This is a genomic window from Streptomyces sp. NPDC048603 (assembly GCF_043199475.1).
GTDB lineage: Bacteria > Actinomycetota > Actinomycetes > Streptomycetales > Streptomycetaceae > Streptomyces.
This window is the reverse complement of the sequence record NZ_JBICVY010000006.1, coordinates 283,013-303,594: the sequence shown is the minus strand read 5'-3', so window position 1 is coordinate 303,594 and position 20,582 is coordinate 283,013. Positions and strand designations below refer to the sequence as shown.

Here is a 20,582-nt window from a genome sequence, read left to right as displayed (position 1 = left end):
TCCTAGAAGTTGGGGAAGGTCTTGTCATAGGACCATCCGGATTCACCCACGGCCTCGATCCGTACACCCACCGCACGGTATTTCGCATCACCGTAGATGGGGGTGACGCTCAGGATGACGGTGTCCCCAGTATCCCGTACATAGTCGGCAATCATGTCCTCGGCCTTGGAGATGGCGTCGTTGTTGACATCCTTGCCCTGCGCGATGATGTTCCGCATGTCGGTGCCGGAACCACCGAACTGCTTCCCGATCAAGTGTCCCCGCGAGTCACCCTTTCGGAACCCGTGAGGCTTCCTGCTGTTGGTCCCCGTGCCCGTTTTGGCGGCCAGAGACTCCCGGGTGACCTCCACGTAGGCGCTACCCCGTCGTCCGTCCTTGATCTCGGAGTAGAGCGGCCCGCAGTTGTGGACGAGAACCGGGGTGGAACCGGCCAGTACGTAGTACGTGTGCTCGTTCGCGACGGTGAGGTTGCGCACCGTCTGCTGCTGGGTCCACCGCTTGACCGCTGTGACCTGCACCCAGGTACCGGCCGAGGTGTGAAGCCACTCACCGGCCGTCAGGTCGGTCGCGTTCACCCACTTGCCGAGAGCCGGAGCCCAGAAGGGGTGGTTGCCCGTAGCGGTCAGGGAATCGGAAGCATCACCTGCGGCACCGTCGGTGTCCAGCGTGATCTCGACCAGTTCCTTCTGGCCCACACCGATGATCTCTCCGACGACCGGTTGCGCCTCGGTGATGCCGGTCTCGGCATTGGTGGCCGCTACCTCGTCACCGATCTCGATCTCTTCGATCGGCTTGGCGGATCCGTCGGCCAGGAGAACCTCGGTGCCCGGGACGAAGCTGTTTTTGCACGCGGGTGCTTCGGTGCTGCCGCTGTCGTCGTCCTTGGTGGCCCCCTTCTTCGCTCCGTCGGACTTCTGCGTCTCGGCGGACTTGGACGCCTTGCCGTCGCCGTCGGCCTTCTTGGCCTTCTGCGTCGACGCCTTGCCCTGCCGCGCAGCCGTGGCCTTGGCCTCGTCGGCGCGTTTGGCCGCTGCTGCGGCTGCTTCCTGTGCGGCTCTTCTGGCTGCTGCTGCTTCTTCCTCCAGTTTTCTGGCTCGTTCGGCGGCTTCCTCTATCTGGCGTTTCCACTCGGCCAGGTCCTCGGCGTACTTGGCCATGGCCTGCTGGTAGCGCTCGACCCGTCGGAGGATGTCGCGGGCGAGAGCGAGTTTCTGGGACCAGCTGTTGAAGGCTTCCCAGGCTCGGTCGAGTGCCTTGAGGATGCGCTTGGCGCGTCCGGCGAAGGGGAGTGCGGCGTCGAGTGCGAGTCCTGCGCAGGCGCCCCAGTCGCCGCCGAGGCAGTCGCGGATGTCGTTGTAGCCGGAGGCGTCCTTGAGGATGCCCATGGCGACTTCGAGTGCGATGTCCAGGGCGCTCTTGCCCTGGATCATGCGGGCCCAGGCGGCTTCGGCGTCCGTGAAGTCCTTGATGGGCATCACGGGCGGTGCGATCGACAAACCGCTCGGGTCGCTGTACGTCACCGGCGAGTTGTTCGCGTAGACGTAGGGATTGACCTGCTTGGGCTCGTTGAGGTCGATGACCGGGTCGACGGAGAGGAATCGTCCGGTAGCCGGATCGTATTCACGTGCGCCGAGGTGGACGGTGCCGATGGTCTCGTCGAGTTCGCCGCCGACGAATCCCCTCTTGCCTGGCCACGCGGTCGGTGCTGCACCGCGGACCTCACCGAAGGGCGTGAACTTGCGTCGGGTGACGGCGGAGGTCTTGGCGTCCACGGAGGTGGTCGCCGTGCCGTTGCGGTCGCCCATCAGGTACGACGTGGTGGTCACGCCGTCCTTGACGGTCTTGACCATGGTCGGGCCGGCCGGGTGGGCGTAGTAGCGGGTGCCCTCCAGCTTTCCGGCCTTGGTCAGCTTCACCTCGGTCCCGGGCAGGTACAGGGTGGTGCCCGTGTTGTCACGCTTGATCAGGCGGTTGCCTGCGGCGTCGTAGACGAAGCCGGTCTCATCCGTGCCCCTGGTGACCTTCGCCAACTGGTTGTCGGCGCCCCACTCCCAGGTCTGGGTGTCGCCCTGGATGGTCCGGGTCTTGGTGTTGCCTGCAGCGTCGTACGTGTAGGACTCGGTCCGGCTTCCGTCCGGTCCGGTGGTGTCGACCTTCTTGAGGCCGTTGGCTGCGGGCTGGCCGGGGGTGCCGTAGGTGTAGGTGCGGGTGACGTCCTTGGTCAGGTCACCGGTGGGGGAGTGCTGCACCTCCTTGGTGCGGTTGCCGGCCGCGTCGAAGCTGTAGGAGCTCCAGTACGGGTTGGGTCCGCCCACTTGCGGCTTGGAGCCGGGGCCGGCGGCGTTGGGCTTGGCGGCGCAGTCGTCGGTGGCGGTCCAGGCTTCGTCCATGCGGCGCATGTAGTCGTAGGCGAAGCACTGGACGTCGGGGGTTGCGGTGGGGCCTTCCTTGTCGGTGACCTTGAGGATGTTGCCGACGGCGTCGTAGTCGTACGACGTGTCGTTGATCCGGCCCGGTGCCTTCTCGGTGTCGTTGACCGTGCGGGTGAGCCGGCGGGTCTGCTCGTCGTAGAAGTTCGACGTGTAGACCTGGGATCCGGCGGGGCCGGAGTGGGTGCGGAGCACGTCGCCCATGGGCGAGTAGTCGACCTTGTCGACGAAGGTCTTGCCCTCGATGCCCATGACGGTGGGCAGCTCGAAGTGGTTGTACTTCGTGGTGATGAGCTCGATGGGCAGGCCGGCGACAGCCGGCTGTTCCACCCACTCCGTCAGTCCGGTGTTCTCCCGATACCCAGTCGTGAACTCGTAGGTACCGCCGAGCGCGCCCTCAGAGGAGGGGATGATGACCTTGCTGCCAGTCGGCCGGTAGTCCGTGTCGTACCCCGTGACCTGCTGGGTGTACGCCTTGCCGTCCACATACCTGGTGGACGACACGGGCATGCCGATGGCGCCCGGCAGGGTGTCGAATGTGGTCGACGTCAGCTTCGGGCCCGTCACCGAGCCTTCGTGCATCGCGATGACTCGACCGAGACCGTCGTATTCAGGAGCGACGGTCTTGCCGCGGGCGTCGGTGACACCCGTCAGCCGGTCGCCCTGGCCGTACGTCATCGTGGACGTGCCCTTGTCGGGGTCCTTCTGCTTGGTCTGGCGGCCGCGCAGGTCGTACTCGAACTCCCACTTGTCGCCGGCCTGGTTGACGACCGACTCCAGGGAGCCGTGCCGGCTGTAGCTGTAGGTCGTCTTGTCGTAGGCGCCAGTCGGGGTCTCCGAGCGGAACACCCGGAGTTCCGTCTTGCGGCCGGTGCCGTCGAGGAAGGCCCGCGTCGGCGACTCACCAGTCGGCGGGTCGACGGTGAGGTTGTCGCCGCCGTAGGCTGTGGTGGTCCGGGAGGTCTCCTCTCCGAACTTCCGCGAGATCTGTGCCGTCGAACGGCCCGTGCCGTCGTACTGGGTCACCGTGGAGGACGGGACCTCGTTGTCCTTGGGTGCGAACTGGACGCCGGAGGCGGTGCCTGCGGTGTAGTAGGCGCCGTTGGACTTCCAGACCTGGCCGAGGCTGTTGTAGAAGGTGTCGCTGATGATGCGGCCGCCGGCCAGTGCCTCCATCTGGTTCTGGCGGATGCGCAGGCTGCTGTCGTAGATGTCGTAGCTGGTGCGGTACGTACCGTCGTCCAGCAGCGCCTTGTTGGTGATGACGACCGGACCGTCGGTGCGGACGTCGTAGGAGAACATGCCGTTCGGCGACTTGGCGGTGGGGTTCCGCGAGGGAGACCACACCTTGGTCAGGCGCCCGAGAGCGTCGTACTCCATGACCTGGCGGCGGCCGTTGGTGTCCTGCTTGGCCAGGACGGAGCCGCGGCCCAGGTCGGTCTCGGTGGTCTGCGTGTGTCCGGCGTGGTTGGTCGAGACCGTCTTGGTGACGATCTGGCCCGAGGCAGGGGTGTAGTCGAGCTTGGTGACCTTGCCGAAGACGTCGGTGGTGGTCTTCGGACGGCCGTAGGCGTCGAACGTGGCGCTGCCGTCCACCTGGTACTGCGGCGTGCTGCCGGAGTAGCCGTTCAGCGACTCGGTCGACTTCAGGTTGCCCGCCGTGTCGTAGGACATGCGGACGTCCTTGGTCACGTCGTCCGGGCGCTGAACCGTCGCGTCACACGCCTTGGAGACGGTCTCCATGCGCTTCTGGCGGGCGATGATCCAGCGGGTCTCGTCCGACTCGTACTCGTAGCGCGTGCAGCTGTCGTCGTTTGGGTCGGCGACGTCGCCCTTGTCTGACACCCATTCGGCGATGCCGCGGTTGTCGTACTTGGTTTCCATCGCGGTCCGCCGCCAGCCGCGGTTCTCCGAGAGGAGGATGCGCGAGTTGACGTGCGTGGTCTGCTGGACGAAGGACTGGAGGGGTTCGATGTCCTCGGCCGCGGTCTCGCCCTTGCGGAGGCGGGTGGCAGTGGGGCCGTGGATCCACGGGGTGTAGGTGGTGGCCGCCTCCAGGGCGCCGCCTTCGCCGTTGTAGGCCAGGACCTCGCGGGTCTGGCCGGCGTAGAGGCGGTGGTCGGCTATCTCGACGCCCTCGGAGTCCTTGACCTTGACCGACTTCTTGCCGCCGTCCGGGCCGGCGCGGTCGCCGTCCAGGCCTCGGAAGAAGAGGGTTTCGGTCATGGAGCGCTTTTCGGGCGCGGCACCGATGTAGGTGCGGACGCGCTCGTAGCCGCGCCACTGCGACCAGGTGCGCGTCTTCGGGCGCATCATCTCCGTCTCGTCGTCGAAGGCCCAGGCGGGCTTTCCGAGGAACTGGTAGGAGGTGACACGGGTCGGCGAGTTGCCGTTGCGGTCCTCTTCACGGACGGAGTCCACGATGTGCTTGTGGAACCAGTCGGTGGAGTAGATCTTCCGCTCGCGGTTGGGGTCGGTCGGGTCCGGGAGTTCGGAGACGACCGGGTAGCAGCGGAGGGTGTTGGTCTCCGGCGAGGCCGGCATGACCCGCGGGTCGGCGACGCGGCACTCGGGCTCCGCGTAGTTGACCGCGATGGTGGAGCCGGTCTCGGTGTCGATCGCCTCGATGCGGTAGCGCTTGAAGGGGACCTTGCCGTCGCCGTTGCTGTCGACGCGGTTGTCGAGCTGCTTGCCGCGGAACTTCACCGCGGGGAGTTCGATCGCGGTGTTGGCGGTACCCGATACGGTCGTGCCGTTCTTGCCCACGTGCCGGATCTCCGACAGCCACAGGGGGTAGTCCGAGCCGTCACCGGTCTGCGGGAAGTCCTGGACGAGCTTCCAGGTGTCGACCGGCTTGTGGGTGGTGCCGTTCCAGACGAAGGTGTTGACCTCGGTCAGGCGCTTGCGGGAGAAGAAGGTCGGGGTGAACCGGGCCTTGCACTCCTCGCCCTTGGCGCAGAGCTGGTCGCCGGGGGTGTCGGGCCACTGCTTTGCGATGTTCCAGTCGACCTCGGGCTTGAGCTTGGCCGGGTCGCAGTCGAAGGTGTCCGACTTCAGGCAGCGCTCTTCGACCTTGAAGCGGGCCTCGGCGGGGGCGCTGGTGAAGAGGTTGTCCTCGCGCAGGCCCCAGGAGATGTGGTCGAGCCAGCCGGAGCGGGTGTACTCGCGGGCGGTGGAGCCGCCGGCGATCTTGTAGTTGGAGCCGTAGTAGTTCTGCTCCTTCTGGTACCAGTACGTCATCGCGTTCCCGCGCGGGTCCACGACGTAGTCCAGGTTCCACCGGTACGCCTGGTCGCAGACGGCGTCGGCGAAGGTGGCGTTGTAGCACGGCTCGCCTGGGTGGTTGCCGTAGACCGGCACCGTCCAGGTGGAGTTGGTCACCGGCTTGCCCGAGGCCCAGTTCTTCAGCTTGTTGAGGCCGAAGTGGAACTGGATGCCCTGGGGGTTGGTGAACCGCCAGTGCTCGCCTTCCTTGTCGCCGTTGTCGGCGCCGGAGAGGAGTTCGAGGCGGGAGCCGTCGTCCTTGGCCGGGCGCCACTTCTTGGTGGCGTCGTCCAGGACGAGCGGGGTCGAGCCGCCGTTGAGGGACATGGTGACCATGGGTGCGCCGTGGCACAGGTCGCCCGTGTCGTCCTTCGGGTTGTTGTACCCGGAATCCTTGCGCTTGTCCTGGCTGCACGGAGTGAACGACCGCTCGATGTAGTTCGAGGCCAGGTCCCAGCCGTCACCCACCCACGAGGTCTGCTGCTGGGAGGCGTTCGTACGGCCGTCGATCGTCGAGCTGGAGTAGCCCAGCGACAGTGACGGGCTCGGACCGCCGAGGGAGGCCGGGATGTCCAGCGGGTAGGACCAGGAGAAGTCACCCGCCGAACCGCCGGCCTGCCAGGAACCAGAAGCGCTGAGCGACGTCGCCTTGTACGTGCCGTTCGCGCCGTCCGCACCGGCCGTGGCGGAGATCATCATCGCGCCGCTGGAGGCCGCGGCTGCGGCCGGGGCGGACATGAACGCGCTGCCGGCGAGCTTGGCGGCAGGGGCCCGGTTGGCCGGGGCCTCGAAGGTCGCGATGAGCTTGCCGGTGACCGGGTCGTTCTTGGTCACCACGTCCTGGGACGTACGGCACTCGGGGCGCTGCGGGGTCGTCAGGGAACAGGCGGGTACCGCCTTGAAGCGGAGGCGGGAGCCCCAGCCGCCGCCGTAGGCGTTCTTGAAGGCGTTGTAGTCCAGCTCCACCGAGACCGGGGCGGGCGTGGTGCCCGCGTCGGTGCGCTGGACCGTCAGCAGGAGGCCGTTGCCGGCTCCCGCGCGGTGTGCGGCGGCCCGGTCGTGCAGATCGACCTTGACCTTGACACCGGTCGGGGCGGCGGCGGCCGGAGCCCCCGCGGCTGCGGCCGAACGGCGGTCCGCCGAAGGCGGGTTCTTCGCCGGGAGGGCGGACACGGAGACGGGCAGCTTGCCCGCCTTCACCGCCTTGCCGGGCTTCCCCGCGTCGGCTGCCGCGGGTGCGGAACCGGAAGCGGAACCGGTGGCTGATTTCATCGCCGTGGCGGCCGGGACCGGCGCGTCGGGCAGGCTGATTTCAGCCGTGCCCGGCGCGGGCCACGCCACGTTCGGCGCGGACTTCCACGCCTTCTTCTGCGACTCGGCCGGCCCCGGAGCCGGCTTGCCCTTGACGTCGGTGCCGCTGACCTTCGTCAGCTTCTGGTTGCCGGGCAGCTTGGGCTTGGAGGCCGCAGAGGCCTCCACCACGGTCAGACCCGTGGCCAGCAAGCTGGCGGCGATGAGCGGTATAGGCCACCGCCACGCACGCCTCAGAGGCGCACGCATCGCATGCGCCTGGGATCTTTTCAAGATTCGAACACTCCCGATTATGACGCTCGGATCGCTGTGATTCCGTGCGATTTATCAAGCGCAGAACCTAACAGTGGCGGGGTGTCACAGTCGAGGGATATGCGGAGGGGGTGAGTCCGAATCTGTGCAGGTGGAGGCCATCTTGAGCGGAATGTTGAATTCGGAATTTGGAATTCCCCGCTCCTTCGTGTTAAGGGCGAGTTGTTCCGGGGTGCGGGATCCAGGTCGAATAATCGGCCCGTCGGCTGCTACAAATCAATCGAACACGACGAGCCGAAAACGGATGGCTGAATACCGCTTTTCCGTCGGAGGCCCAGCCGACCTCTTTCGGCCGCTTCCCGGGCGGGCAGCTGCCGGAACCGACACCGAGGACCCACCCCCGTGAGACCCTTCCCGACGCGGACCCGCGTCACCGGGCCGCCCTCCCGCAGGGCACCCGTACTCACCGTGGCGACCGCACTGGTCGCCACCCTGCTCGGCGCGGTGCCCGTCGCCGCGGCGGCCGGCCCGGCCGTGGCGCCGGCCGCCGCCAAGCCGAAGCCCAACACCCCGGCCGCCACCGTGGCCGAACAGCACGCCAAGGCCGGCGCCGAGGCCAAGCGCACCGGCAAGCGCGTCGAGATCGTTTCTCAGCGCACCGAGTACGAGGAGGTCTGGGCCAACCCGGACGGGACCTTCTCGTCCGAGCAGGCACTGGTGCCGATCCGCGTCCACCGCGGTGGCAAGCTCGTCCCCCTGGACACCGGCCTGGCCAAGCAGAAGGACGGCCGGATCGCCACCAAGGCGACCCGCTCCGCCCTGACCTTCTCCGGCGGCGGCAAGGGCCCGCTGGCGACCATGCGCAGTGAAGGCCGGGACATCACCCTGACCTGGCCCAAGCCGCTGCCCACCCCGACGATCACGGGCAACAGCGCCACGTACGCCGAGGTCATGAAGGGCGTGGACCTCCGGGTCAGCGCGGACGCCACCGGCTTCTCGCACCAGCTGATCGTGAAGAACCGCGAGGCCGCGGCCAACCCGGAACTGGCCTCGCTGCCCTTCGGTCTCAAGGGCAACGGCCTGGCGATCCGCAAGGAAGCCAACGGCGAGATGCGGGCGGTCGACCCCTCCGGGCGGACCGTGTTCGGCTTCGCCAAGCCCCAGATGTGGGATTCGGGCGCGGAGAAGGCGGCGGCGCGATCCGCAGCCAAGGCATCCGCCCCGGCCAAGACCGCGGCCGGCGCCCCGGCCGCCGCGACGGCGCAGGACGCGGGCACGCCCGCCACCGAGGGCATCGACATCGGCACCAAGCAGGCCGACCTCGGCGTTTCGCTGAAGGGTGACACCCTCACCCTCACCCCGGACCGCAACCTGCTGACCGCCGCGGACACCACCTATCCCGTCGTCATCGACCCGAAGACGACCGACAGCTGGAAGTCCGCCTGGACGGTCGCGTACAAGCACAACGGCATCGCGGGCACCGCCGACACCAACTACTGGAACGGCGGCACCCTCAGCGACGACGCCCGCGTAGGCTGCGCCAAGGACGCCCAGCGGGGCGGCGCCGTGGTCTGCGCCAAGACCTTCTTCCAGGTCCCGGTGAGCCAGTACCGGGGCAAGAGGATCATGGACTCCACGCTGCGGATCCAGCAGAAGTCCGCGGGTTCCTGGAGCTGCAACTCCGGGGACATCCAGGTCTGGGACACCGACCCCATCAGCAAGTCGACCACCTGGAACAACCAGCCCGACTGGAACCGGATGGTGGACGCCTCCGGCCAGTCCTACGGCGGCCGCAACTGCCCCGGTGACGGCGACACGATCGAGATGAACGTGACCTCCGGAGTGGCCGGCGCCGTCAAGGACGGAAAGTCGCTGTGGACCCTCGGCCTGAAGGCCGCGAAGGACACGGTCGACGTCTCCTGGCGCAAGCTGAACCCGGACAGCCTCCGCATCTCCACCAAGTACAACACCGTCCCGACCTTCTCCGACCGCACGTCGGACCCGTACGTGCCCTGCACCGGTGGCACCATCGGGCGGACGGACGAGGTCGTCCTGCGCGTCCGCGCGAAGGACGCCGAGGACAACTCGCTCAAGGCCGAGTTCCACTACTGGAAGGCCGACAACTACAGCGGCACCTTGCAGGTGGTGCGTCCCGACGTCACCTCGGGCAACGTCGCGACGTTTCCGATCAAGGCGCCCACCGACGGGACCTGGAAGTGGGATGTCAGGGTCTCCGACGGCACCGACACCAGTGCCTGGGCAGGCCAGTGCTCGTTCACCGTGGACCTGAACGGCCCGAAGAGCCCGCCCGACGTGTCGTCGGCGCAGTTCCCCAAGGACGAGCAGAAGCAGACCGCCTACGCCCGCACCGAGGGCACGTTCACCTTCACTGCGGGCACGCAGGGGGCGGACGTCACCAAGTACCAGTGGCACACCTCCGACAACCCGACCGTCCGTACGGTCAACGCGACCTCCACGGGCGGTCCGGCGCAGATCAAGTACACGCCGGTGTCGGCTGGTCCGCACAGCCTCTACGTGTGGAGCCTGGACGCGGCGGGGAACCGCTCGAGCCCGACCTACTACCAGTACTACGCCAAGCGCCCGCTGGAGCGGGACAAGCACGGCGACGTCAACGGCGACGGCCAGACCGACATCTGGAGCGTGGACCCGGGCGACGGCAAGCTGTGGATGGTCCCCGGCACGAGCGGCGGCGCCTTCGGCGTGCCCCGTCAGGCCGAGCACGGCAACTTCGCCTCCGCCCGGTCCGTGACCCAGTGGGGCAGCTGGAACGAGGGGGACTACTACGAGGACCTGATCGTCCTGGAGCCCTCGGCCGACAACAGCCGGCAGAACCTCTACGTCTACCGCGGCGCCGGCAACGGCGAGCTCGAGGACCCCGAAGCCAGCCGGATCGAGCTGGGCACCCGCTTCGACGACAACGACCGCTGGGCGAACGCCGAACAGGTGCTGGCCATCGGCAGCGTCAACGACGACCCCCTGGCCGACCAGACCGAGGGCGACGGCAAGATCGACGAGGCGGACCAGGCCGACCTGCTGGTCAAGACCGGCGGGGAGCTCTGGCTCTACTTCGGCCAGTCCGACGGCACGCTCGACCGGCGCTCCTACGACCCGATCCCGCTCGGCAACGCCGACTGGCAGAACATGACCCTCATCGCGCCCGGCGACCTCAACAAGGACGGTCTGCCGGAGCTCTGGGCACGGGACAAGACCACCGGAAAGATCCACCAGTACACCAGCCGCGCCTCGACCGACCCGACCTCCAAGGCCGGGATCGACCTGAGCGTCTACGGTGACCCGGCCGTGCGCACCCAGTCCATCGGCACCGGCTTCACCGGTACGCAGCACCTGGCCAGCCTCGGCGACTTCGAGAAGGACGGCTTCGCCGACCTGTGGTCGCGTGACAGCAGCGGCGTGCTCTGGGAGCACCCGGGCCGTGCGCCGGTCAGCGGTTCCGCCTTCGGTGCGGCCCGCCAGATCGCGGTCGGCGGCACCCCCTGGACCACGTGCGAGAACGTGCCGTCGGTGACCGCCGGAGCGACCCATAAGCTCTGCGGTCCGATGCTGGCGAAGTTCAAGGCCAAGGGTGGCGCCACCGACTTCGCCAAGCCCTCCGGCAACGTCACGGAAACCCCCGACGGCGGCCGGTTCATCCACCTCCGGACCACCGGCATCACCTATGACAACGCCTCCATCTACTGGCACCCGAGTACCGGTGCCTGGGTGGTCCAGGGTGCCATCCGCACCAAGTGGATGGCGCTCGGCGCGGAGAAGAGCCTCCTCGGCTACCCGACTTCCGACGAGGGCAAGACCTTCGACGAGGTCGGCCGGTTCAGCACCTTCACCGGCTCCGGCGGCGCCGGCGCGATCTACTGGACGCCGGACTTCGGCGCCTGGGAAGTCAACGGAGGCATCTACCGCCGCTACGTGGAGATGGGCGGCCCGAGCCGGCTCGGCTACCCGACCAACGACGAGACCAGGCACACCGACAACATCGGCCGCTACAACCACTTCCGCAAGCGCGGCCAGACCGCGGACAGCGCCTCCATCTACTGGACGTCCGCAACGGGCGCGCACCCGGTGTACGGCGCCATCCGCGCCAAGTGGATCGCGCTCGGCGCGGAGAAGAGCTTCCTCGGGTACCCGAAGTCGGACGAGTACGAGGTCGCGGCCGGTCCCCGGGCGGACTTCGTCGGGGGCTACATCCGCTACAACCGGACCACCGGCGTGGCTCTGGAGCACCGTCCCACCGACCGCACCGCACACCTGCGGACCGACCTGTCCGGTGACTTCAACGGCGACGGCCGCAGCGACATGGCGACCGTCTACGACTACGACGACAACACCACCGCCCTGTGGGTGCTCGACGCCCGCGGTGACGGCGGCTACGAGGAGCCCACGGTCCGCTGGACCAGCGGCAAGGGCAGCTTCGACTACGCCCGCGCCAAGTGGGTCGCCGGCGACTTCAACGGCGACGGCCGCACCGACATCGGCGCGGTCTACGGCTACGCCGACGGCAGCAACGCGCTGTGGAACTTCCTGTCGAACGAGAACGGCACCTTCACCCCGGTCAAGGGCCTGACGGCCGCCGTGGGCAACTTCGACTGGACCAAGGGCATCTACGTCGCCGGCGACTACAACGGCGACGGACGGTCCGACATCGCCATGGTCTACGACTACGGCGACGGCGCGGCCGGCCTGCACACCTGGACGGGCAACGCCAACGGCACCTTCAACTCGGGTGTCGCCAGCTGGCGGGTTCCCACCGGCAACTGGTGGATCTTCCACGCCACGTTCCGCTCCGGTGACGTCAACGGCGACGGCCGCGACGACATCATGGCGCTGTACGGCTACACCGCCGGCGGCGTCGCGATGTTCACCTTCATCGGCCAGCCGAACGGCGGCTTCGCCGCTCCGGTCAAGTCCTGGACCAAGACCAAGGAGCAGTGGGAGTACGCGCGCACCAAGTTCACGGTCGGCGACTACAACGGCGACGGCCGTGCCGACGCGGCGCTGATGTACGACCACGCCGAGGGCAACGACACGCTGAACACCCTGCTCGGCCAGGCGGACGGCAAGCTCGGCGCCGAACTCCGCAGCTGGGACACCCCCGACGGCAACTGGTACGCGTCCAGCGCGGGCGCGACGGTATCGGGCGACGCCGACGGGGACGGCCGCGAGGACGTGTCCATCATGTACAACTACGCCACCGGCGCCACCGCTGCCTTCACGTTCAAGGGCCGCACCGACGGTGGTTTCGAGAGCAGCTTCAAGAGCTGGCAGGCGCTCCCCGGCACCTGGTAGCACCCGGTAATACCCGCATGACATGACGGAGCCCCCGCCCGGAACGATCCGGGCGGGGGCTTCGCCGTGTGTGGCCGTGAGGCCGGTGACGCCGGCCGGTGTCCTAGCCGAGAGAGTCGGTCAGGGCCCGGATGTCCGGTGCGACCTCGACCCAGCCGGGACCGCTCGCCGGCAGGTACATCAGCCGGGGAGCGGTGTGCGGATCGCGGTAGTGCAGCGCCAGCGGCAAGTCCGGCCCCAGGTCCCCGATGAGGACCGATTCCGATGCGGGGACGGACTCGTAGCCTTCGGCCCGGACCGGCCCCGCCCCGTAGAGGGCGGCCTGTTCGGGTGACTGGGCCCACCAGTGGGCGGTCTCCCGGACCATGTTCTCCAGGGAGTACAGCACGGCCTGACCGGTCGGCTTGACCTGCAGGGCCGCGGTCAGGAAGCCGGAAGCCCGGTCGATGGTCCAGATGCCGTCGAGGACTGCCCGCACGAGTTCGCGCGGGAGCTCGAAGGCGCCGATGCTCACGGAGGCGTAGGGGGTCATCAGTCGCCCGTCACCCTTCTGCCGGTCGCTGTCCGCAGGGCGTCCAGGATGGCAGCCCGGTGCTCCGGCGGAGCGAAGTTCCCGTGCTCGGGGAAGTTCCGGCCGTTCACTCCGCGGGACAGCCACGTCACGTGGAGGCCACCGCCTTCCTGGATGACGGCAGTGAATCCGACGGTCTCCCGTGAGTCGTCGAACATCCCCCGGTTGAGGATGTCGTGGCCACCCCGGCGGGGCAGGATGCCACCGGGGGTGTCCCGGTCGCTGCGTCGCGCCTCGAACCGACCGGTCTTCGGCTCATAGATGCCGCTGTAGGCCAGACCGGGCTGGTTCGCATCGATGGAGCCCGCGTTGTCCTCCTGCGACCACTTGCTGGAGAGTCCTCCGCACTTGTTGTTGTGGACGAGGACCGGCTGGTCACCTGCCAGCACGTAGTACGTGTGGAGATCGCTGACCGTCAGGTTGTAGACGCCCTCGGACCAGACCACGAAGCGTTCGACGGCGGTGACCTGGACTGTGGTGCCGGGACCGGTGCTCAGCCACTGCCCCGGCTGGAGCTTGGTGGCATCCACCCACTGGCCGAGATCGGCGACCCAGAAGGGGTGGCCGTCGGTGGCCGTCACGGTCGGGTCCGGAGTGCCCCGGTCACCGTCCGTGTCAATGGAGATGTTGACGAGCTTCTTGCCGCCCGTGCCCTTGATCTCGGCCGTGACGGTCTCGTTGCCCGCCTCGCCCGTCTCTGGGTCCCGGGCCTGGACCTCGTCGCCCAGCCTGACGTCCTCGATCGGCTTGGCCGAGCCGTCGGCCATCAGGACCTTGGTACCGGGGACGAAGCTGTTGCCGTTGCCGGTCGGGCAGCCGCCTCCGGAGCCGCCGCTGTCGTTGTCCTTCGGCCCGGACTTCTTCGGCCCGTCGGACTTCTTCGTCTCGGCCGACTTCGAAGCCTTGCCGTCGCCGTCGGCCTTCTTGGCCTTCTGCGCGGAAGCCTTGCCCTGCTTGGCCGCCGTTGCCTTGGCCTCGTCGGCGCGCTTGGCGGCTGCGGCCGCTGCTTCCTGTGCGGCTCTTCTGGCCGCTGCTGCTTCTTCCTCCAGTTTTCTGGCTCGTTCGGCGGCTTCTTCGAGTTGGCGTTTCCACTCGGCGAGGTCCTCGGCGTACTTGGCCATGGCCTGCTGGTAGCGCTCGACCCGTCGGAGGATGTCGCGGGCGAGTGCGAGTTTCTGGGACCAGCTGTTGAAGGCTTCCCAGGCTCGGTCGAGTGCCTTGAGGATGCGCTTGGCGCGTCCGGCGAAGGGCAGGGCTGCGTCGAGTGCGAGTCCTGCGCAGGCGCCCCAGGAGCCGTTGAGGCAGTCGCGGATGTCGTTGTAGCCGGAGGCGTCCTTGAGGATGCCCATGGCGATTTCGAGGGCGATGTCCAGGGCGCTCTTGCCCTGGATCATGCGGGCCCAGGCGGCTTCGGCGTCCGTGAAGTCCTTGACGGGCATCACGGGAGGCGCGATCGAGAGCCCGCTGGGGTCGCTGAAGGTGATCGGTGAGTTGTTGGCGTAGGCGTAGGGGTTCTGCTGCTTGGGCTCGCTGAAGTCGACGATCGGGTCGACGGACAGGAACCGGGCAGTCGCCGGGTCGTACTCGCGTGCGCCGAGGTGGACGGTGCCGATGGACTCGTCGATCTCGCCGCCGACGAATCCCCTCTTGCCAGGCCAGACCGCCGGAGCGGTGCCGCGGACCTCACCGAAGGGGGTGAACTTGCGGCGGGTGACGGCGGAGGTCTTGGCGTCCACGGAGGTGGTCGCCGTGCCGTTGTTGTCGGCCATCAGGTACGACGTGGTGATCACGCCGTCCTTCGCGGTCTTGACGAGGGTCGGGCCGGCGGGGTGGGCGTAGTAGCGGGTGCCCTCCAGCTTTCCGGCCTTGGTCAGCTTGACCTCGGTGCCGGGCAGGTACAGCGTCGTACCCGTGGGGTCACGCTTGATCAGGCGGTTGCCGCCGGCGTCGTAGACGAGGTCGGTCGACTCGGCGCCCTTGGTGACCTTCTCCAGCTGACCCGTCGTGTTCCAGATCAGGGTCTGGGTGTCGCCCTGGATGGTGCGGGTCTCGGTGTTGCCGGCCTTGTCGTAGGTGTAGGACTCGGTGCGGGATCCGCCGGGTCCGGTGGTGTCGACCTTCTGCAGCCGGTTGGCGGCGGGCTGGCCGGGGGTGCCGTAGGTGTAGGTCCGGGTGACGTCCTTGGTCAGGTCACCGGTGGGGGAGTGCTGCACCTCCTTGGTGCGGTTGCCGGCCGCGTCGAAGCTGTAGGAGCTCCAGTACGGGTTGGGTCCGCCGACCTGCGGCTTCGCGCCGGGACCGGCTGCGTTGGGCTTGGCCGCGCAGTCGTCGGTGGCCGTCCATGCCTCGTCCATGCGGCGCATGTAGTCGTAGGCGAAGCACTGGACGTCGGCAGTGCCGGTCGGGCCTTCCTTGTCGGTGATCTTGAGGATGTTGCCGACGGCGTCGTAGTCGTACGACGTGTCGTTGATGCGTCCCGGTGCCTTCTCGGTGTCATTGACGGTCCGGGTCAGGCGGCGGGTCTGCTCGTCGTAGAAGTTCGACGTGTAGACCTGGGATCCGGCGGGGCCGGAGTGGGTGCGCAGGACGTCGCCCATGGGCGAGTAGTCGACCTTGTCGACGAAGGTCTTCCCTTCGATGCCCATGACCGTGGGCAGCTCGAAGTGGTTGTACTTCATGGTCGTCAGCTCGATGGGCAGACCGGCCACGGCCGGCTGCTCGGACCACTCAAGCAGACCGGTGTTCTCCCGGTAGCCCGAGGTGAACTCGTACGTGCCGCCGAGGGCACCCTCCGAGGACGGGATCGTGATCTTCGTCCCGGTCGGGCGGTACTCCTTGTCGTACCCGGTGACCTCCTGGGTGTACGCCTTGCCGTCGACGTACCGGGTGGAAGCGACGGGAAGGCCGATGGCACCGGGGAGGGTGTCGTACGTGGTCGAGGTCAGCTTCGGACCTGCCAGGGACCCTTCATGGGTGGCGACGGTCCGGCCCAGCGCATCGTACGCGGGAAGCACCGTCTTGCCGCGGGCGTCGGTGACGCTCGTCAGCCGGTCGCCCTGGCCGTACGTCATCGTGGACGTGCCCTTGTCGGGGTCCGTCTGCTCGGTCTGGCGGCCTCGGATGTCGTACTTGAAGGTCCACTTGTCGCCCGCCTGGTTGACGACCGACTCCAGCGCGCCGCGCTGGTTGTAGCCGTAGGTCGTCTTGTCGTAGGCGCCGGTGGGGGAGTCCGAGCGGAAGTAGCGGAGTTCGGTCTTGCGGCCTGCTCCGTCGAGGAAGGCCCGGGTGGGGGTTTCACCGGTGGGCGGGTCGACGGTGATGTTGTCGCCGCCGTAGGTGGTGGTGGTGCGGGAGGTCTCCTCGCCGAGTTTGCGGGAGATCTGGGCGACCGATCGGCCGGACCCGTCGTACTGGGTCACCGTGGAGGACGGGACCTCGTTGTCCTTGGGTGCGAACTGGACGCCGGAGGCGGTGCCTGCGGTGTAGTAGGCGCCGTTGGACTTCCAGACCTGTCCGAGGCTGTTGTAGAAGGTGTCGGAGATGATCCGGCCGCCGGCCAGGGCTTCCATCTGGGTCTGGCGGATGCGCAGGCTGCTGTCGTAGATGTCGTAGCTGGTGCGGTACGTACCGTCGTCCAGCAGCGCCTTGTTGGTGATGACGACCGGACCGTCGGTGCGGACGTCGTAGGAGAAGATGCCGTTCGGGGACTTGGTGGTGGGGGTCCGCGAAGGGGACCACACCTTGCCCAGGCGGCCGAAGGCGTCGTACTCCATGACCTGACGGCGGCCGTTGGTGTCCTGCTTGGCGAGGACGGAGCCGCGGCCCTGGTCGGTCTCCGTGGTCTCGGTGTGACCGGCGTGGTTGGTGGTCACGACCTTGGTGACGATCTGACCGGAGGCAGGGGTGTAGTCGAGCTTGGTGACCTTGCCGAAGACGTCGGTGGTGGTCTTCGGACGGCCGTAGGAATCGAACGTCGCGCTGCCGTCGACCTGGTACTGCGGCGTGCTACCGCTGTAACCGGTCAGCGACTCGGTGGACTTGACGTTGCCGGCCGCGTCGTAGGCCATGCGGACGTCGGAGGTGACGTCCGCCGGGCGCTGCAGCGCCGCATCGCAGGTCTTGGTGACTGCTTCGATGCGCTTCTGGCGGGCGATGATCCACCGGGTCTCGTCCGGGTCGTACTCGTAGCGGGTGCAGCTGTCATCGGAGGGGTCGGCGATGTCGCCCTTGTTCGACACCTGCTGGGCGAAGCCGCGGTCGTCGTACGCGGTCTCCATCTCGGTGCGGCGCCAGCCGCGGTTCTCGGAGAGGAGGATGCGGGACTGGACCTTGGCCGTCTGATGGACGAAGGACTGGAGGGGTTCGATGTCCTCGGCCGCGACCTCGCCCTTGCGGAGCCGGGTCGCGGTGGGGCCGTGCAGCCACGGGGTGTAGGTGGTGGCTGCTTCGAGTGCGCCGCCTTCGCCGTTGTAGGCCAGGACCTCGCGGGTCTGGCCGGCGTAGAGGCGGTGGTCGGCGATCTCGTTGCCCTCGGAGTCCTTGACCTTGACCGACCGCTTGCCGCCCGAGGGCGCCGCCCGGTCACCGTCGAGGCCGCGGAAGAAGAGCGTCTCCGTCTTGGAGCGCTTGTCGGGCGCGGCACCGATGTACGTCCGGACCCGCTCGTAGCCGCGCCACTGCGACCACGTGCGCGTCTTGGGGCGCATCATCTCCGTCTCGTCGTCGAAGGCCCACGCGGGGTTGCCGACGAACTCGTACTCGGTGCGCCGCGTCGGCGAGTTGCCGTTGCGGTCCTCCTCCTGGACGGAGTCCACGATGTGCTTGTGGAACCAGTCGGTGGAGTAGATCTTCCGCTCGCGCTCGGGGTCGGTCGGGTCCGGGAGTTCGGAGACGACGGGGTAGCAGCGGAGGGTGTTCGTCTCCGGGGAGGCCGGCATGACCCGCGGGTCACTTGCCTTGCACTGGGTCGGCGCGTAGTTGACCGCGATGGTCGAGCCGGTCTCGGTGTCGATGGCCTCGATGCGGTAGCGGAGGAACGGCGGCTTGCCGTCGCCCTGGCCGTCCACGCGGTTGGGGAGCTGCTTCCCGCGGAACTTCACCGGGGGGAGTTCGATCGCCGGGTTGGCCGTGCCCACCGCGTTGGTGCCGTTCTTGCCCACGTGGCGGATCTCGGAGAGCCACAGGGGGTAGTCGGTGCCGTCACCGGTCTGGGGGAAGTCCTGGACGAGCTTCCAGGTGTCGACCGGCTTGTGGGTGGTGCCGTTCCAGACGAAGGTGTTGACCTCGGTCAGGCGCTTGCGGGAGAAGAAGGTCGGGGTGAACCGGCCCTTGCACTCCTCGCCCGCCGCGCAGAGCTGGTCGCCGGGGGTGTCGGGCCACTGCTTGGCGATGTTCCAGTCGACCTCGGGCTTGAGCTTCGCCGGGTCGCAGTCGAAGGTGTCCGACTTCAGGCAGCGTTCGTCGACCTTGAAACGGGCCTCCGCGGGGGCCGCGGCGAACAGGTTGTTGCTGCGCAGGCCCCAGGAGATGTGGTCGAGCCAGCCGGAGCGGTCGTACGCGCGGGCGGTCGAACCGCCGGCGAGCTTGTAGTTCGACCCGTAGTGGTTGACCTCCTTCTGGTACCAGTAGGTCATCGCGTTGCCGCGCGGGTCCACGACGTAGTCGAGGTTCCAGCGGTAGGTCTGGTTGCAGACCGCGTCGGCGAAGGTGGCGTTGTAGCAGGGCTCACCGGGGTGGTTGCCGTAGACCGGCACGTTCCAGGCCGAGTTGGTGAGCGGCTTGCCGTCCGTCCAGCCGGGGACCTTGTTGAGGCCGAAGTGGAACTGGATGCCCTGGGGGTTGGTGAACCGCCAGTGCTCGCCTTCCTTGTCGCCGTTGTCGGCGCCGGAGAGGAGTTCGAGGCGGGAGCCGTCGTCCTTGGCCGGGCGCCACTTCTTGGTGGCGTCGTCCAGGACGAGCGGGGTCGAGCCGCCGTTCAGCGACATGGTGACCATGGGTGCGCCGTGGCACAGGTCGCCCGTGTCGTCCTTCGGGTTGTTGTAGCCCGAGTCCTTGCGCTTGTCCTGGCTGCACGGGGTGAAGCCGCGCTCGATGTAGTTCGAGGCCAGGTCCCAGCCGTCACCGACCCAGGAGGTCTGCTGCTGCGAGGCGTTCGTACGGCCGTCGATGTTCGCGCTGGAGTAACCCAGAGACAGCGACGGGCTCGGACCACCCAGGGAAGCCGGGATGTCCAGCGGATAGGACCAGGAGAAGTCCCCCGCCGAACCGCCGGCCTGCCAGGAACCCGAGGCACTGAGCGAGGTGGCCTTGTACGTGCCGTTCGCGCCCGAGGCACCCGGGGTCGCGGCCAGGGTCATGCCACCCGTGGCAGCGGCGGCCGCCTGCGGGGAGCTCAGGAGCGCGGCGGCTGTGGGCTTCGGGGCCGAGGCCGGCTTGGCCGGGGCTTCGAAGGTGGCGACCAGCTTGCCGGTGACCGGGTTGTTCCTCGTGGTGACCGGGACGCTGCCCTGGCACTCCGGGCGCTTCGGGGTGGTCAGCGCACAGGTTGGGATCGCGGTGAACTGCAGCCGGGAGCCCCAGCTGCCGCCGTACGCGTTCTTGAACGCGGCGTAGTCCAGTTCCACCGAGACCGGGGCGGAAGTCCTGCCCGCATCCGTGCGGTTCACGTTCAGGAGCAGGCTGTTCGAAAGGCCGGCGCGCTTGGCGGCCGCCTGGTCGAGCAGGTCGACCTTCAGCTTGACGCCGGTCGCAGCGGCGGCAGCCGGAGCCGCGGCCACCATGGACCGTTTCGCCGGGTTGCCGGACGCGGCGCTCGGCGCGACGGCGGCGACCGAGACGGGCAGGTTGCCCGCCTTTACCGGCTTGCCGGCCACGCCGGTGTCCCGGGCGGGGAGACCGAAGGCCCCGCCGGTGGCTGACTTCAGCGTGTTTTTTCCGGCGCTGGGTGCGTCAGGCAGCGCAATTTCGGCCGAACCCGTCGCCGGCCAGGCGACCTTCGGTGCGGACTTCCACGCCTTCTTCTGGGACTCCGCCGGGCCGGCCGCGGGCTTGCCCTTGACGTTCTCGCCGTTGACCTTGGTCAGTTTCTGGAGGCCCGGCAGCTGGCTGCGGGAGGCGGCGGACGCCTCCACCACGGTCATGCCGCTGGCGAGCAGTGCGGTGGCCAGCAGCGGTATCGGCCACCGCCAGACACGCCTCGAAGGCGCGCGCATGGCACGCGCCTGGGATCGTCTCAAAATCGAACACTCCTTATCGGGTCGCGCAGATCGCGGTGATTCCGCGCTGCGGATAATCGCGCCGAATTTAACAGTGGGCGGGGCTGTGGCGTCGGCGTTTCCAGGGGGAGTTCGGGGTTACTTCACGGCATGTTGGCGCAGGTCCGAGGGGGTATGTGGAATGGGAAATTCGGAGTTCCGCATTCCGGTGAACGTCTG

At 68.1% G+C, this 20,582-nt stretch carries 4 protein-coding genes; 1 reads left to right on the top strand and 3 read right to left on the bottom strand.

The features are described 5' to 3' along the window. Positions 1–2: 2 nt before the first annotated feature. Positions 3–7,253: an RHS repeat-associated core domain-containing protein gene (locus ACGFQ9_RS16875; RefSeq protein WP_393574559.1), complete on the bottom strand. Its 7,251-nt coding sequence runs from the start codon at positions 7,251–7,253 to the stop codon at positions 3–5. A 405-nt stretch (positions 7,254–7,658) separates the two neighbouring features. Here ACGFQ9_RS16875 and ACGFQ9_RS16870 point away from each other — a divergent pair, with 405 nt between their 5' ends. Beyond that, positions 7,659–12,578 (top strand): FG-GAP-like repeat-containing protein, encoded by a 4,920-nt coding sequence (locus ACGFQ9_RS16870; protein WP_393574558.1) that lies wholly within the window; start codon positions 7,659–7,661, stop codon positions 12,576–12,578. 103 nt (positions 12,579–12,681) lie between these two features. Here ACGFQ9_RS16870 and ACGFQ9_RS16865 read toward each other — a convergent pair whose 3' ends face one another. Further along, positions 12,682–13,110 carry a hypothetical protein gene (locus ACGFQ9_RS16865; protein ID WP_393574557.1) on the bottom strand — a complete coding sequence of 143 codons (429 nt, stop codon included), beginning with the start codon at positions 13,108–13,110 and terminating at the stop codon, positions 12,682–12,684. Continuing rightward, positions 13,110–20,360 (bottom strand): RHS repeat-associated core domain-containing protein, encoded by a 7,251-nt coding sequence (locus ACGFQ9_RS16860; RefSeq protein ID WP_393574556.1) that lies wholly within the window; start codon positions 20,358–20,360, stop codon positions 13,110–13,112. Before ACGFQ9_RS16860 ends, ACGFQ9_RS16865 begins: the two co-directional genes overlap by 1 nt. Between the last annotated feature and the right edge of the window lie 222 nt (positions 20,361–20,582).